Below are 15,555 nucleotides of genomic sequence, written 5' to 3'. Positions count from 1 at the left end.
AAATCAAAGAGAAGCCAATTGACTTACTGTTTAGCTATTGCCCTGAATAAAGGTTTAGTATTCGCCTCGGACTCCCGTACCAATGCTGGCGTCGATTATGTTGCCACTTACAGTAAGATGTCCAGTTTCGTATTTCCTGATAATCGAACAATCGTACTATTAACCTCTGGTAGCTTAGCCACATCTCAAGCGGTAATAAATGCCATAAAACGTGACTTATCAGATCCCAACGCTGATTTTGATATCAGTCAAGGAAACTACCTCCATGAAGTAGCTCAGTACATTGGAGATTTAAGTCAACAAGAACAAAAACGACATGCTGATGCCATGGAAAAGTCAAAAACCAGTAATGAATCAAGCTTTTTACTCGGTGGTCAAATCAAAGGTAAAAAGAGTGAAATATTTTTGATATATCCGCAAGGCAATTATATTTCGGCATCTGACGAAACCCCCTTTTTACAAATTGGCGAGAATAAATATGGGAAACCAATATTAGATCGTATTATTACGCCCTCAACATCATTAGAAGATGCCGCCAGATGCGCTATCGTTTCATTAGATTCAACGATTCGCAGTAACATATCCGTTGGACCACCAATTGAATTAGCGATTCATCGAACAGACCAGATAGAAGAGCCTTATCACAACGTATTGACGACAAATAGTAACATGTACAGATCAGTACAAAAGCAGTGGAATGAAGGTTTAAAAAGAGCGTTCGAAAATCTTCCTCGCTTCGACTGGGAAAAATAACCATCAAAAGGCTCAAATGATAAAGGCTCAATTAAGCTTTCAAGCGAAGGTTAACTGCGTTTAACTAGGCTTTTAACCAACTAAGAGACAGACCACGATTGATTACGCAGCACCCTTGCTCAAACTGGTCATCTCAGAATCTAATACGACTTCATGGATGAAGCGTAATTTATCCAATGCCGAAATGGAAATCACAAAAGGATAAGCATCATCAAGACCCATGCTTCTATTCAAGGCGTTTAATACCTTGGTCAATTGGCACCAATCGTTGAAAAGATGGGTGAATGAGGTAGAAGTATAAATTTGATCAATCACGCTATCCATGTTTGGAATTGGACTGGCAATTTTATTGCCAGAAATTGAGAAGTCATAATCGTTAGCGGTTTCTAACGTATCTAGCATATGTAAATAGTGCGCCCATGTTTCAGCCCAATCTTCCCAAGGATGCATACTTGCATAAGCACTTATCCAAACATTTTGCCAGTTTTCGTTAGGCCCCTTTGCATAATAGGTTTCCATCGACTTCACGTAATCTAGACGTTCATCACCAAATAATCTTCGAAATTCATCTATTTTATCGCTGTCAGATATTAACCTATCCCAATAATAATGGCCTGATTCATGTCGGAAGTGACCAAGCAAAGTGCGATAGCGTTCATTCATTTTTTCACGCATATCAACGCGCGCACTATCATCGGCTTCATTAAGATTAATCGTAATCAACCCATTGGCGTGGCCTGTAGTAACAAAACTCTTTACGGTTAGTTCATTGCCAAATGAATCTTGAGTTTTATCACGCAAAAACGCAAACCCCAATCCATTTATAGGGTCTTTTGTACGATCAACGAGGGGTAAATTAAGTTTCAGCAAGGTATATAGCAAACGCCTTTTTGCGAGCTCCATTTTTGCCCATAGCACTCTATTTTCTACATCATCCAGATCTGGAATCACTTCATTAAGTCGGCATGAAACACAATAATCATGCGAATCTTCAAGGGGAACCATCCAGTTGCAAACATTGTGCTCTGAATAATTTTTACACTTTTTAAATAACAAACCATTACTGGAAGCCTGCAAATTACCATACTGGTTAGTTGTAAAAGCGCTAAGTCTGTTGTCTTGTGGAATAAAACCTAGCATTAACCCGCACGATACGCACTGAACGTTCGCGAAATGCAAAGTATTACCACATTGGCATGTAAATGTTTTCAAAAAAGTGTCCTAGATATAACTTCAACCTAAACTGAATATTCAATTTTAGTACAATATCGATAGCCGAGTATTAGAACCCGCATGAGTCAGAATAGCAATCCCACAGAGCACAATGCAGCAGTCACTATCAATGGCAAAAGGATATCCTTTAGAGTTGAAAATCTAGATAAAATTTAAACAAAGCAAAGTGTTATGTAGAATAGAAGAATTGCGTTTTAGTGAATAAAAGTGCCTGCAAAATTCATTGAAAGCACATTATTTATCTTCAACACGTTGAAACCTAAAAGGTTATTAAATTAATGTAATTGAGAAGCTGACATACTTGAAAAATAACTATGATTCTCGACTAAGTTCGAGTTGGCCTCTAATAATGCCGTTTCACAATGTTTGAAAAAGGCCACTTTTGCCCCGTAACCTTCTGCACAAGCAATTGCTCGATTGAGCTTTTGTCGAATTTTACGTAAAAATACACAAGCCTTATCGGTTTCCCCTAAAGCGGAATATGAAGAAGCTAACATAATGGCAATAGCGGTCATTTTTGTAGTCAATTGTGGAGACTCTAATCGGCTATCAAAAATAATTTCCGTTGTTTCTAGGGCTGTGCCTAAAAATGGAATCACGTTCTGATATTGTCCTCGGTGAAATAGACTCTCCGCGTAATCGGTTAATTCATTCACCTTTTGAAACGCTTCTTTAGGATGATCTTCCACCCATATTTGGTGACTCGGACAAACAAATTGGAAATTTGACATACTAAAACCCCTCTGGATTTTGCTTATTTTCGTGATGGATTAAAAGAAAAGATTTGAGAACCACTGGCTTTCGAAATGCTTGGGTCAGTGTTGTGCGTATACTCAATAAAATAATGATAAAGCGTAGAAATATCCGCCATTTTTCGCTGATATTGCTGCTTTTCTAATATCTCGAATAACAAAGGTTTGAGACGTTGGATCATACGAAAACAATATTTACGCCATGCTATGCTTAGCAAACTGTCACAAACCACATTTAATAAAGTATCAACAATGCGTAAATGCGCAGCTTTAGTCTCCTTGCTATCAGACATTGTTTTCGCCCTTTCCAATCCTGCATGAACATATCGATTTATAATTTCAAACTCTGCGTCTTCAGAAGGTTTTGTCACTGCCATTTCTAAACACGAAAAAGTAAAACAATACATATCCACAAACCTTATTGATAATCATTATCATTTAGGTTAAGTGATAAGACATATAAGGTCAACGCTAAAACGTAAATTAATTAGTGTAATTTTATTCACAGATTCTAATACACTGAAAATATGTGATTTTTTATTTCGATGAGAATTTTAATATTGCAGTTTTAAATTGTGAGCAACTTATACACCGAGTCAAAAAAGTGATAGCGCTGAGCACGAATACGCAAATTGCAGCCATATAAAAGGATCAATATAAAGTAGATGATTCGAATAAATTGGTGCGTCCGAGTAGACTCGAACTACCGACCCCTACCATGTCAAGGTAGTGCTCTAACCAACTGAGCTACGGACGCACTGTATAAAGATGCTTAACACGAATGTCTCAAGCGGCGCGTATAATAACGATGCTTTTCGCTATCTTCAAGGAGTTTTTCAGCTTTGTTGCCACAAATGCACAATTTTTCCCCATAACGCCGAGTTCCGCGGAAATTTAGGAGTGCCAGCGAGTGAATTTTCCGTAGCAGCGCCGTGTTATGCATTTTGTGTCACTTTTGTAATATTGAAACCTTCCTCTGATGTTGGCGCTACAAAATATTTTGTAACCTGCTCAAACATATCTGCTGTATCAGTTGCTGCTCTTTCTGGCTGCTCTTTGCGTCTTTTTCCAATCTGTTTTAGGCAGACTTCATTTGGCAAGTCGATGTATATCAAATTATGTGGCGCTTCGATCTCGGAGAAAATACTCCGAAACCAATTTCTTTGCGAAAGAGTGTTTGCTGGAAAATCCATAACCACATTAGTTCCCGCAGACAGTATGGATTGAACAAGTTTTTTAATCTGCGGCTTAAGTAGATTTGAATATTCAATATAATCATTTAGCGATGAAATTCTATTTGCATAAAGCGACGAAAGCCATTCATCTTCTGAAAGCAATACTGCGTTACTTTCCTGCGCGATTTCAGCAGCTCTTGTAGACTTTCCTGAACCCATTTTTCCACAGAAAAAAGTCAAAGATCCTTTGTTCATAGTTTCTCTCTACTTTGATGCATAACAGTTAAAAGTTAAAGGGTTTCACTTTATTTGCTACGTCTTGATCTTGGGTTAAATTAGCAAATGCCTCCCCTAACCTGTCACTTTGCTGAATCACTGTCTGCCAATATTCGATACGTTGTTGAGCAGGCATTGTTTCGAAATCTTTGCGGTCGGGAATTTTTTGATAAGGTAAAGAAGCGACAAACTCATCCGATGGAACGGCCATCACCACTTTGTCATAGCTGCTTTTGTGAGGTAAACGTCGCTTCAATGATTTATCAAACCAACCTGGAATCGGCTTAGGATAAAAATGTGGATAAAATACCAAGCCATCATGGGGTCCGAAGTTTAAATCAAAATGATAGTCTATGATGCCGCCGTCTCGATACATGCCTTTAGGCGCTCCATTTATATTCGATACACCTTCAATCACTAGCGGAATAGAACCTGAGGCCATTAATGCTTGTGCTAAGTTGCGTTTTGACAACGGCACGTAACGAGTTGGCATTTTATTAGGATCAGATATCTGTAGTTCACTTGTAGGGGAAGCAAAAACATAGCGTTCATAAAATCGTTGCAAAAAGCGCCGCTGTACCGCGTTAGCACCTGCACTGGCTAAAAGGCCGGTTAATTGCAACGGTTTAGCTTCAAACTGCGTGAGTCCTTTACATCGCGCGACAATGAAATGCGCTTTAATAATAGGATTGTGAATAATTTCCTCAACCCCATTATCCCCTAATACATAGTCTAATAATTCTAAACCAGATAGGGTGATTTCTTTGGCTGTGGGCTTGTCGCTGTATTCTGTGTGTGAATAACGATCTGCTAAACGGTTAATTGCAGCTAAGGGATCTTGTTGGGCAAAACACGCAAATCTAAACGCTCCAGCTGAAGAACCAATAACCTGCAGCGGTGTTTTACGCTGAGCAAAAAAGGTAGAAAAGACATACCTATCTAACCCTGCTAACACGAACCACTTCGGCCCGCCAGAAGCACCTAACATGTAATCAAACATGTGTTGTTTTAGACCATGCTGCTGAATTTCCTTCAAAGCAGTTGGACCTGCATATAAATCAAGTACTTGCACTAACTTTAAACCCATAAAATAATTGAAGTTTAATGTACCAATCAATAAGTTATTTGCAAGTATCAGAAATATTTTAGTTTTTAATAGTTATCTACAAGCACCTAGGTTAAGTGTTTTCCTCAAACAAGGCACATACCGCGCCAGCAGGATCTTGGATAATAATGTAGCGACTCGTTGAACCATATGACTTCACTTTCGATAATAATTGACCTCCGCGAGCTTGAGTCTGCGCAATGGAGTCATCTAAATTAGCCACTTTAAAATAAAGCAGCCACTGCGCAGGGAGGCCTGCATTGCTGCCTTTTGCATGACAAATCCCCACAACATCCTGATTATTACTTGGTAACTGCATGGAAAAATCTTCATAATCTCCCATGTTGATGGGATTAGCTTGCCAACCTATAACTTGTGCATAAAAATCTTTTACATCCTCTGCGTTTTTAACTGTAAGGTCACTCCAAACCACTGAACCTACGGGTGCTGTAGACATATTCATTCACCTTAAATTAAAACGGTTTAATTTTAACCAAAAATGTCACTTGATGGATTTCTGGACAGCGAAATATAACCCATATATTTCAACAAGTTAAGTGACATATAAAGTTTCCTCAACAAGGTTATCCACAGAAACAGTGGATAACATTTAATAAAGCGACTTTCACACTAACACTTGACTTACAGCTTAGCTAACGCAAAATAAAAGACCAATTAAAAAGGAATGCAAATGGCCACTCAGACATTAGCTGCTCTGCCTGACACTTATACAATCCATAGCCTTCCGTTACACGCTCAGATCCCTTCTCAAATGTTTAATGCGTCTTTGTATTTATCGTTGGTGAGTATTATGACGCAAATAGGTAATGTACTGGTGACTGCCAAAATCAGTAGATTTGTTGTATCTAATTTTGAAACCGATAACTTTCTGATTAAACAAAACGATATTGATTCTGCCGCTAATGCGCGTGAAAATCACGGCTATAAAGTTGTATTCTAATGCGCCTTTTCAATCGACTACTAGACAATCCAGAACTCACTGAGCATAAACGTAAAATTGATATTTTGAGCCCCGTTAGCGGCAGTATCAATTTACTTGATTCAGCCAGTAACCTGTTATTCAAACAACGATTATTTGGTGAAGGAGTGGTTATCGCGCCAACCGGCTTTCAAATATTGGCACCATTTGACGCAATCGTTTTAGAAATAAGTGAAACGGCCCACCGAGTGCGCTTAAAAGACAGACATGGATTGAAACTACAGATCCATTGCGGTTGGGGTGCACAAAATCTAAATGGTGAAGGATTTAAACGAAAAGTTGTTGTTGGCCAAAAACTTAAACTAGGACAACCCATATTAGATTTTGACGCTCGTAAATTGAAACTCGCATTAGAGGATAACGCTTTTTACATAACCCTTCTCAATAGTGATAAAGTAAAAGGGCTTATAGTTAACCCTCGTAAGGTTACGGCATGTGAAGATCCTGTATTTTCTGTGTTGATCTAAACTTTAAGGATTGGTACAACATCGTTTACTTGGCAATGACATTATTAAGCCTTTAATAATAATCATTTATTTTCATTTCATAATTAACAAACAAGAACCATTTTTATGACTCAAATGTTCGGCATCAAAAATTGCGATACCATTAAAAAAGCCAAAAAGTGGCTGGAAGAGAACCAAATAGAATTCACTTTCCACGATTACCGTGTCGACGGTTTAGAACGTGATTGGCTTGAAAAAACAGAATCTCAGTTGGGTTGGCAAAAATTGCTAAATCAAAGAGGAACGACTTTTCGTCAGTTACCAGATGAACAAAAACAAGATTTAAATCGGGAAAAAGCCATCGAATTGATGCTGGCATCTCCTGCCATGATAAAACGTCCAGTGTTAATCCATGATGATAAATACATTTTAGGTTTCAAGCCGGCAGATTATGAAGTGGTTTTTAACTAATGATGGACTCAATTGCACTGACTAAAGAACTGATAAATCGTAAATCCGTCACCCCTGAAGATGCTGGTTGCCAACAGCTAATGGCTGATATTTTAGCTCCCTTGGGTTTTGATATAGAATCAATGGTTTTTGACGACACCACCAATATGTGGGCAAGAAAAGGCAAACAAGGTCCGCTATTTTGTTTTGCCGGACACACTGACGTAGTGCCATCAGGCCCTGCCGAAAAGTGGCAAACACCGCCTTTTGAAGCAACCCAAATTGGCGAATATTTGCATGGCCGAGGTGCCGCAGATATGAAAGGAAGTTTGGCTGCTATGTTGGTGGCGACTCATCGTTTTGTAACAGCTCACCCAAATCATAATGGTGGCATCGCGTTCCTTATTACCAGCGATGAAGAAGGACCATTTATTAATGGCACAACCAAGGTTATTGATACCCTCGAAGCCCGCAATGAAAAAATTGACTGGTGTTTAGTAGGCGAACCGTCAAGTACCGAAGTAGTTGGCGATGTGGTTAAAAATGGTAGACGGGGATCACTTACAGGCGATCTAATTGTGAAAGGAATACAGGGTCACGTAGCCTATCCTCATTTAGCTAAAAATCCCATTCATATTGCTTCACCAGCGCTTGCGGAACTGGCTAAAACTCACTGGGACGATGGCAATCGATATTTCCCCCCCACCAGCTTTCAGGTATCTAATATCAATGGTGGCACGGGTGCCGGCAACGTCATACCAGGTGAACTTCATGTGTGTTTCAACTTTCGATTCTCAACCGAAGTTACCGACAAACAATTAATAGAAAGAGTGTATGAAGTTCTCGATCGTCACGGATTAGATTACGACATTAAATGGACGTTTAACGGACAACCTTTCCTAACGGATCAAGGCCCTTTAGTTGAAGCTACGCAGCAAGCCATAAAGGCAGTAACAGGCAAAGATACCGAGTTATCCACTGCTGGTGGCACTTCAGACGGTCGATTCATAGCGCCAACAGGAGCTCAAGTGATTGAACTAGGTCCGGTAAACGCAACTATTCATAAAATAGACGAAAAAGTGAAATCTACTGATCTGGAAATACTCACAGATATTTATCACGATATATTATGTCGACTGCTCCTCTAATGCCTGCAACAAAAATGTCTGCACCGAGCTGGATGGGCTTAACTGATGCCCATATCCAGCCAATCGGTAAACATCACGGCTTAGTTGCCGATGTGAAAACAGCGTTTGAAGCTATGCAGTTAGCTGCACAAAAAGACGGCATTGACATTCAGTTGGCTAGTAGCTTCCGCAGTTTTGACCGCCAATTAGCTATTTGGCAAAAAAAGTGGTTAGGAACCTTGCCAATAAATGATATCCATAGCCACCCCATAAATACCTCTGAGTACACTGAATTAGAAAAGATACATGCCATTATGACCTGGTCGGCTCTTCCAGGAGCAAGCCGTCACCATTGGGGAACAGACTTGGATGTATACGATAAAAAGGCCATTGAACGCTGCGGGCAGCCCTTGCAGTTGGTGAGTGCCGAATATGAACTAGCCGGCCCATGTTATGAACTGCATTGCTGGCTTGAAGAAAATGCAGATAACTTTGGCTTTTATCGTCCCTATAAAACCTACAATGGTGGAGTTGCCCCCGAAGCATGGCATTTAAGTTATGCCCCAATCTCGAAGTCAATCATTAATCAACTAGAACTGAGTCAACTCGCCAATCAACTCGCCAGTGTCAATATTGGTGGAAAGCAAACTATCTTAAGGCACTTAGACAAGCTATTTGAGCGTTATACATTAAATGGAATAATACAATGAATATATGGCTGATAGTTACCTTGTTGATTGCATTAGGCTTGGTTGTAGGCAATATTTTATTACTGAAAATGAGTGCTAAAATGACATTCGAAAAAACCAAAGCAAAACCAGAAGATACAAACAAGCCTTAATTGGAGTACTGAGCGGTGCGGATAACTCTTCTTGCCAATCGAGATTTAGCCAGCAACATGGCAATAAACTTATTACTTCAACAACTCCCTGAACATCATTATTGTATTTTTCTGTCTGCAAAAGTGGGTAAATTAGACAATGTCCCTGAACCACTGAAAAACTTGGCCTTTATCGAGCAAACCTTGTTTAATCAAATTGTTTTTCCAGTGCTTGCAAGCCAACAACACTGCAAAGCCAAGATTTCAACGCCACCAGCTCGACAATCAAGCCGATTTAAGAGTTTTCAACAAATGGCTCATGACTCAGTGCCGGTCAGTGATATTAAAGACATTAATAGCCTGGCAGGAATTCAACGCATTGCTGAGCAAAAACCTGAACTGATCATTTCAATTCGATTTGGTCAAATATTAAAAGATCCCATAATCAGCATTCCTAGCTTAGGTGTGATAAATCTTCATTCGGGTAAATTACCGGATTATAGAGGGGTAATGGCCACATTTTGGGCAATGTTAGATAACAAAGAGGAAATAGGCACAAGCTTACATTTTATAGATTCATGCCAGATAGACGCAGGAAAAATCATTTCTTCGACTCAACAAAAAGTGAATTATAGTCAGTCTTATTTACTCAACGTTTTAGCCTTATATCCACAAGGTGTGAATAACATTGTATCTGCGGTCAACAGATTGAACCGCGGCGAGACGTTGGACACAAGAAGTATGGATCTCGCGTCGGGTAACTACTATAGTTTTCCAGACTCAACAACCCTTAATCAGTTTATTGAACAAGGAAAACAACTCATTAACTATGATGAAATCCCTTCAATCATTGAAAAATATCTGTAGTGCCGCTCAACTAAATTAAGTGAATAACATTTTACTTTTGAATATTGCAAATCTTGCCTATCAGAAAACGCTTAAACGTCACCAAGGTTAAAAAGGCGTCCCTAAGTTATGCCCTTTACTCATATACAAATCATCATATTTTAAGCCACCATTTCCATAAGGTTGTTTTTTAGGACCTGTATTACAGTTCATTAAAAAATGCGTTAAAGGCAACTCCCGTTGCATTCGGAAGGTGGCATCACTATACACTTTTTGCTGTTGAGGGAACTCATCTCCGCCCTTTACATAAACATCGTAGCTTTGACCGCCATCGCGGCTTTCACTGTTATCAACCACATACCATATTTCATACCATACTCCGGGCACTAGAGGTTTGGCGTCTTTTCCTGTGCTGTTATTTTGAATATTAGCGTATCCGTCCTGTGTCTTAACCATTAAGGCACCAGTATTTTTATGGCCGTTTGATTCTGTTTTATCGGTTACCCTCAAGGTAGCTTCAAATGCATTGTAATCGTTTAACTCAATACCTTCTGGAGTCATATTGCTAATACCAAATGCGTGGTTATTGGGGAAGGACTCCACATTTATGCGGGTATAAAACGTATAGGTTTCCCCCACTTTGACCGTTTGGGGAAGAACAGCATAAGTTAACGCCTTTCGATTGCCAACGATTCCCTCAGCCGCCGGTTTTTTAATTAAATAAAAATTGCTTTTACTGGCAAAGTCTTCCTTACGGCGTTCGCTAATTTGTGGGGAATGAATTTTTGGTGAAGTGTCGTTTTTGGTATCCGCTTTAGTCCATTTATCTAAACTGTTGGCCGCTTCAAAGTTATCTATCAGTATCCAATCTGTCGCCCGAGCCTTATTTGCAGTAAAAATACTTAACGTCACGGACAAAATGAGTAAACTAAATTTAAGCACACTCATGAATTCACCTGCAAAACTAACTGGATATGATGTTTTTTTAAGAATCATTATAGAAACCTCATGGATAAGATCACTTTAAACGATGCACCAACTAGTGGGCTCTTTGCAACGTTAACCGATTCTTTGACTATAACGCAAAATCATTTTATTTTGTTAGTAAACCAATGCCACTGCTTTCATCGCAACATGATATTGCACATCGAATAAAAGCAGTGTTGTTAAGCAAATTTCAGCGCTACATGAAAATCAATCTAAATTCCATGCTAGCTGAAATTCAATATTTTATTAAAAGGTTAAAACATACATTTGGCTTGTATCAAACTTACCTTTCAATCCATCTAAGTATATTGATTGGATTGCATTTACTCCAACTATGTTAGTAGTGCTCAACAAAGGCTCCATATGTTTCGAAAATCCCCCCCAAGCCTCCGCGTAGCGCAGCATAAACCCTTTCCCACCCCACTCTTTCATGCGTTTATTGACTTGCGTTGGCGCAAAAAAGAACTCTCCATGCAACTCGCCGGCGTAAGACTTTGCTTGTGATTCAACATCGGTAACACCAATATAAATCATCTTTTGCAAACTAGCGGCTAAATGAGCTTGAATATCCAATAGCAATGGTTTGTTTCCAGAAAAGTCTAATACGATAGTTTGCGCATTTTTATCTAGCGAGGAAAATTCTTGGTAATCGAGTACCTGATCGTAACAAGACGTCTTTTCGGTAAATGCTTTGTTGTTTGCAGATGTAAGACCCACAACTTGGTAATTTAATCCGCGACTCTTACAATGATGCTTCAAAAGATAAGCAGCTCCGTATGCAGTTTTACTGGATGCACTAGTTAACACAATGGTCGCTGTATCAGAGGTTGCAATTTCGCCGACAAAATCATCCAATACAAAAGACGTCATGAATAATGGACGAAAGTTGAGTTGCCAATCTTCTTTATTAGGGTCATACGCTGGATCTGCATTGCAACGCACATATTGGTCGTAAACGCTGGAAATACTTTTGCGTAAAGGGCTAACATCGTAAAAATCATTGGATGTTACTTTTCCTGCGGTAATCACTAAATGCGTAGCAAAAGGTAAATACCCAAAAACTTTTTCTCCGACAACGAGATCTGGACTATTTGAATACTCGACTGTAGCGAAGCCCCATATGGGCATAATACCAAAGCCATCCTGCGCTGGGAAAAATCCCCAATACCCCATTTTTTCACCAAATAACGCATAAGTAATGTTGTTGGCCGAAAAGCCAAAAGAATCAACTTTAAGAACCACTTCGTTCGTTTCTAACGAATCTGTATCAATTGAACTACTTACAACATCGAGTTTACTGAGATCGGATTTATTGGTTTGGATCTGTTGAAGATTGAAGACTGACATTTAGCATTCCCCTAACACTTGAAGTTATTATTAACGTTAATAATAACGCTAAGCTGCTAACAGATTTATCATCCTTTTGAATAGAAGAGAATAACACCCCAAAATATTTAAATCATTTAGCATAATGAGCTACCAAGCATCTAAATTGTCAAAAGATTGATGCACTAGAGGGACAAACCAACTTTCAAATAACTTCACCTTTTGCCACTCGAAATTCTGCGCAGGCGCGACCAAATACAAGGAGAACGGACTAGGGTAACTAAATTCTAGCAAAGCCAATAATGAACCGTTTTGTAAGTGATCTGCAACTAAACTTTTGTTCACCAGTGTAAACCCACGCCCAGCCACTGCATTTTCAATTAACAGAACTGAATTGCTTGCACGAATTGACGGTGTTAACCCATGTATGTCCACTGCATAGGTTTGACATAAGGTTTCAAAAACAGTCGCCACATCCGGACTAGTATCTTCAATCCAAGGCAATTGAAATACCACGTTCGGGTTATTTATTTGCTGTTGCGCAATAACGTCGGGGCTTGCCACTAGAATAAGTTGATCGTTAACTAGTTTCTTCTCAGCGAGGCCTTTATATCCGCCCTGCCCCATTCGTATGGCTAAATCAATATCGCCGCGATTAAAGTCGACTAAATCATTACTTGGCGCTAATTGAACCATCAGTTCAGGATGTAATTTTTGAAACTGGAGTAATCGCGGTAATAACCAAAGTGAAGTAAAAGAGTGAATTGTGGAAATTCTCAATATATTAGGGTTTGCATCGCCTGAAATGACTTTTAAGCCTGTTTTGAACTGGGAAAACCCTTGTTGAACATAGGGAAGTAATAATTCACCGGCATGAGTCAACTGAGTTTGTCGATTCGAACGTTCAAACAACCTTTGCTCCAAAAAGCTTTCCAGTAACTTTATCTGCTGACTGACTGCTGCCTGGGTTACAAATAATTTTTCCGCGGCTAATTTAAAACTTGATAACTCTGCCGCCACCATAAAAAAATGCAGAGATTTAAGTGGTGGAAGATTTTCTCGCATAATTAGGGACTTCCCTTCAACTCAAACTCAATTAAGTTTTTCTTAATCATAGTTAATTTTTAATCGTTTGTTCAAGTTGTATTTCAACACTAATCTAACCTTGAAACATCCACTAAAAAAAGGAATCAACATGAAAAACTTAATCTTAATAACTTTAGTTCTATTGAGTTTAAATCTAAATGCGAAAAATAGCGAACAACTAGAAACTAAGTATTCAAACCAAGGATACCCTTACAAAATGTTAATTGACCGCTCAGATTCAATAAAGATTTTATTTACTGAAAAAAGTGAAAGCGTTCGTTGTGCAGTGCGCTTTAATCAAGGTGATATAGAGCAACAAACAACTTATTTAGATGTGAATAAAACAGATTTTAAAAAACAGCCGTTAGTTAGCTGTTTACCAAGGTTCCAAGCCAAAGCTTGGTTGAAACGAACTTTCGAGTGATTAATAGATTTTATACTGATAGCAAAATCACTAAATATAAATATCTAAGTGCTTTCTTCCCTGTTCATCTACGGATGGAAGTTCAGGGTCTACGGCCTCTTGATCTTTTGCCTGCTTTTCAGCTTTTTGTTCCTTTTGGCTTTTTTTATCCGACTTGCTTTCTTCTTTATCATCAGAAGATTTTTTAAAATACTTTTCCCGCGCGTCTCTCTCCTCGGTGTTCAGCTCCTTTTCTTCGTCATTCAATTCACGAAGTTTCGCCTCTTTTTCGACTTGTTTAACTTTGAGCTCATCTTTTTCAATGGCCACTTTACCTTCACGGGGTAAAACAGAAAAAATCAAATCACTCGTCATAGGATTTACTCACTCTATTTTCAACTGAAAATGAATTTTGTAGGTATATACCCACAAACCATGCATTTGCGCATTTATTTAGCTATCGTATTGATTTTGACTTACTTTAACACTTTTCGTTCAATATTTGAGCTAGATTGCGAAATTGCATGATGCTAATGCCTTTTAGTTTTAACTAATACAATCTTAAATTATCACTTTTAGGTGTTTGTACTTGCATTATCTTTGTGGTTTGGATAATGTTCTGCGCATCAACACGAGAAACCAAAGCGAACAAGAGAAGCATATGATTTTTTTCACCAATAAAGCACGTCTAAACTGGCATCATCATCATATAGCATAACCTTTCAGGTTCGTGCTGGAAGGTTAATTGTCCTTCCAGTGGTACAGAATTTTTCTAAACCCCCGGAAGGAAACTTCTGGGGGTTTTTCGTTGTTATGGCAACGATTTGAAATTTAACTTTATATTGAGGCAACAACATGAGCGAGAGCAAACGACTACGTATAGCGGTTCAAAAGAAAGGGCGATTAAGTGATGAAAGTATTGGATTGCTTAAAGCTATTGGCATTAAATTACAAATACGTGATCGCCTTTTAATCGCTCATTCTACCAATCAACCGATTGATCTATTATTGGTGCGTGATGACGATATCCCAGGTTTGGTTATGGATGGCGTGGTCGATTTAGGCTTTATTGGCGAAAATGAACTTGAAGAAAAAATGCTAGAGCGCCAACAATCAGGTAAACCTCACGAATTTAAAACCTTACGTCGTTTAGATTACGGTGGTTGCCAATTATCCATTGCCGTTCCTACCGAATTTGATTATCAGGGGTTAGAGTCCATTAACGGTTTAAAAGTAGCAACGACTTATCCTTTTCTTTTAGAGCGGTTCTTCAAAAACAATAACATTGATGCTCAGTCAGTTATGTTAACCGGCTCTGTGGAAGTTGCCCCCCGAGCAGGTGTAGCAGATGCGATTTGTGATCTAGTATCCACAGGCGCAACACTGGAAGCAAACGGTTTACGTGAAGAAGCGGTAATTTTCAAATCTAAGGCTGTGTTAATTCAACGTGCTGGCGAACTAACAGATGATAAACAAGCGTTAATTAATCGTCTGTTACCTCGAGTCGATGGCGTTATGCAGGCCAAAGAAAGCAAATATATTATGTTGCATGCGCCTAAGGCTTATTTAGAGCAAGTGAAAAGCTTGTTACCGGGCGCTGAAAACCCAACGGTTTTGCCGTTAGCAAACAATGACGATACGGTTGCAATTCACGTGGTTAGTTCAGAGACACTTTTCTGGGAAACGATGGAAAAGCTGAAGTCACTCGGTTGCAGCTCAATATTAGTTATGCCAATCGAAAAAATGATGGGCTAAACATATGACCACGCA

At 39.0% G+C, this 15,555-nt stretch carries 20 protein-coding genes, 1 tRNA gene and 1 other annotated feature; of the genes, 10 read left to right on the top strand and 11 right to left on the bottom strand.

All coding sequences use genetic code 11. The features are described 5' to 3' along the window. Positions 1-18: 18 nt before the first annotated feature. Entirely contained in the window at positions 19-753 is a 735-nt protein-coding gene (locus Q4567_RS16280) for a peptidase (RefSeq protein ID WP_216047310.1), read from the top strand. A gap of 102 nt (positions 754-855) precedes the next feature. Here Q4567_RS16280 and Q4567_RS16275 read toward each other — a convergent pair whose 3' ends face one another. The 7 genes from Q4567_RS16275 to Q4567_RS16245 form a co-directional block, all read right to left on the bottom strand. Next, positions 856-1,965, bottom strand: coding sequence for a putative zinc-binding metallopeptidase (locus tag Q4567_RS16275; protein WP_216047311.1), 1,110 nt, complete (start codon positions 1,963-1,965; stop codon positions 856-858). A 296-nt stretch (positions 1,966-2,261) separates the two neighbouring features. Beyond that, positions 2,262-2,717 (bottom strand): hypothetical protein, encoded by a 456-nt coding sequence (locus tag Q4567_RS16270; protein ID WP_216047312.1) that lies wholly within the window; start codon positions 2,715-2,717, stop codon positions 2,262-2,264. Positions 2,718-2,740: 23 nt separating this feature from the next. Continuing rightward, entirely contained in the window at positions 2,741-3,115 is a 375-nt protein-coding gene (locus Q4567_RS16265) for a hypothetical protein (protein ID WP_303501144.1), read from the bottom strand. Positions 3,116-3,418: 303 nt separating this feature from the next. Further along, positions 3,419-3,495: transfer RNA gene (locus Q4567_RS16260), tRNA-Val, on the bottom strand. A gap of 178 nt (positions 3,496-3,673) precedes the next feature. After that, a complete protein-coding gene (locus Q4567_RS16255) occupies positions 3,674-4,168 on the bottom strand; it encodes an ATP-binding protein (RefSeq protein ID WP_216047314.1) in 495 nt (164 codons plus the stop codon). Positions 4,169-4,196: 28 nt separating this feature from the next. Next, positions 4,197-5,261: a patatin-like phospholipase family protein gene (locus tag Q4567_RS16250; protein ID WP_303501090.1), complete on the bottom strand. Its 1,065-nt coding sequence runs from the start codon at positions 5,259-5,261 to the stop codon at positions 4,197-4,199. A gap of 106 nt (positions 5,262-5,367) precedes the next feature. Continuing rightward, positions 5,368-5,751, bottom strand: coding sequence for a VOC family protein (locus tag Q4567_RS16245; RefSeq protein WP_303501088.1), 384 nt, complete (start codon positions 5,749-5,751; stop codon positions 5,368-5,370). A 234-nt stretch (positions 5,752-5,985) separates the two neighbouring features. Between Q4567_RS16245 and Q4567_RS16240 the strand changes: the two genes are divergently transcribed. The 7 genes from Q4567_RS16240 to Q4567_RS16210 all read left to right on the top strand — a co-directional run bounded on the left by Q4567_RS16240 (position 5,986) and on the right by Q4567_RS16210 (position 10,004). Next, positions 5,986-6,255: a hypothetical protein gene (locus Q4567_RS16240; protein WP_216047317.1), complete on the top strand. Its 270-nt coding sequence runs from the start codon at positions 5,986-5,988 to the stop codon at positions 6,253-6,255. Next, positions 6,255-6,761 carry a PTS glucose transporter subunit IIA gene (locus Q4567_RS16235; RefSeq protein WP_216047318.1) on the top strand — a complete coding sequence of 169 codons (507 nt, stop codon included), beginning with the start codon at positions 6,255-6,257 and terminating at the stop codon, positions 6,759-6,761. Before Q4567_RS16240 ends, Q4567_RS16235 begins: the two co-directional genes overlap by 1 nt. 105 nt (positions 6,762-6,866) lie before the next feature. Then, positions 6,867-7,211: an ArsC family reductase gene (locus Q4567_RS16230; protein ID WP_216047319.1), complete on the top strand. Its 345-nt coding sequence runs from the start codon at positions 6,867-6,869 to the stop codon at positions 7,209-7,211. Further along, positions 7,211-8,338, top strand: a complete 1,128-nt coding sequence (dapE, locus tag Q4567_RS16225) for a succinyl-diaminopimelate desuccinylase (RefSeq protein WP_303501086.1) — start codon at positions 7,211-7,213, stop codon at positions 8,336-8,338. Before Q4567_RS16230 ends, dapE begins: the two co-directional genes overlap by 1 nt. Beyond that, positions 8,320-9,027, top strand: coding sequence for a M15 family metallopeptidase (locus Q4567_RS16220; protein ID WP_252728866.1), 708 nt, complete (start codon positions 8,320-8,322; stop codon positions 9,025-9,027). The genes dapE and Q4567_RS16220 overlap by 19 nt, the downstream gene beginning before the upstream one ends. Then, positions 9,024-9,158 (top strand): DUF2897 family protein, encoded by a 135-nt coding sequence (locus tag Q4567_RS16215; RefSeq protein ID WP_303501084.1) that lies wholly within the window; start codon positions 9,024-9,026, stop codon positions 9,156-9,158. Before Q4567_RS16220 ends, Q4567_RS16215 begins: the two co-directional genes overlap by 4 nt. A 15-nt stretch (positions 9,159-9,173) precedes the next feature. After that, entirely contained in the window at positions 9,174-10,004 is an 831-nt protein-coding gene (locus Q4567_RS16210) for a formyl transferase (RefSeq protein ID WP_216047322.1), read from the top strand. A gap of 87 nt (positions 10,005-10,091) precedes the next feature. On the opposite strand, the gene Q4567_RS16205 is transcribed toward Q4567_RS16210, so the two are convergent. The 3 genes from Q4567_RS16205 to Q4567_RS16195 form a co-directional block, all read right to left on the bottom strand. Then, positions 10,092-10,931, bottom strand: coding sequence for a hypothetical protein (locus tag Q4567_RS16205; RefSeq protein ID WP_303501083.1), 840 nt, complete (start codon positions 10,929-10,931; stop codon positions 10,092-10,094). 285 nt (positions 10,932-11,216) lie between these two features. Further along, positions 11,217-12,317, bottom strand: a complete 1,101-nt coding sequence (locus tag Q4567_RS16200; protein ID WP_216047324.1) for a DUF2855 family protein — start codon at positions 12,315-12,317, stop codon at positions 11,217-11,219. A 129-nt stretch (positions 12,318-12,446) separates the two neighbouring features. Further along, complete coding sequence (locus tag Q4567_RS16195) at positions 12,447-13,361, bottom strand: LysR substrate-binding domain-containing protein (RefSeq protein WP_303501082.1); 915 nt, start codon at positions 13,359-13,361, stop codon at positions 12,447-12,449. Positions 13,362-13,491: 130 nt separating this feature from the next. Between Q4567_RS16195 and Q4567_RS16190 the strand changes: the two genes are divergently transcribed. Then, positions 13,492-13,806 (top strand): hypothetical protein, encoded by a 315-nt coding sequence (locus Q4567_RS16190; protein ID WP_216047326.1) that lies wholly within the window; start codon positions 13,492-13,494, stop codon positions 13,804-13,806. 30 nt (positions 13,807-13,836) lie between these two features. Here the strand turns inward: Q4567_RS16190 and Q4567_RS16185 are convergent, their stop codons facing one another. Further along, positions 13,837-14,160 (bottom strand): hypothetical protein, encoded by a 324-nt coding sequence (locus Q4567_RS16185; RefSeq protein WP_216047327.1) that lies wholly within the window; start codon positions 14,158-14,160, stop codon positions 13,837-13,839. 318 nt (positions 14,161-14,478) lie between these two features. Next, positions 14,479-14,592 (top strand) — a sequence feature (His leader region). Positions 14,593-14,640: 48 nt separating this feature from the next. On the opposite strand from Q4567_RS16185, the gene hisG reads away from it, so the two are divergent. Continuing rightward, positions 14,641-15,540, top strand: coding sequence for an ATP phosphoribosyltransferase (gene hisG / locus Q4567_RS16180; RefSeq protein ID WP_216047328.1), 900 nt, complete (start codon positions 14,641-14,643; stop codon positions 15,538-15,540). Positions 15,541-15,555: the final 15 nt, after the last annotated feature.

The organism is Aliiglaciecola sp. 2_MG-2023, assembly GCF_030548145.1.
In the GTDB taxonomy this organism is placed as follows: Bacteria; Pseudomonadota; Gammaproteobacteria; order Enterobacterales; family Alteromonadaceae; genus Aliiglaciecola; species Aliiglaciecola lipolytica_A.
Note: the sequence above shows the minus strand (reverse complement) of the source record. Positions and strands in the feature narration are given on the sequence as shown.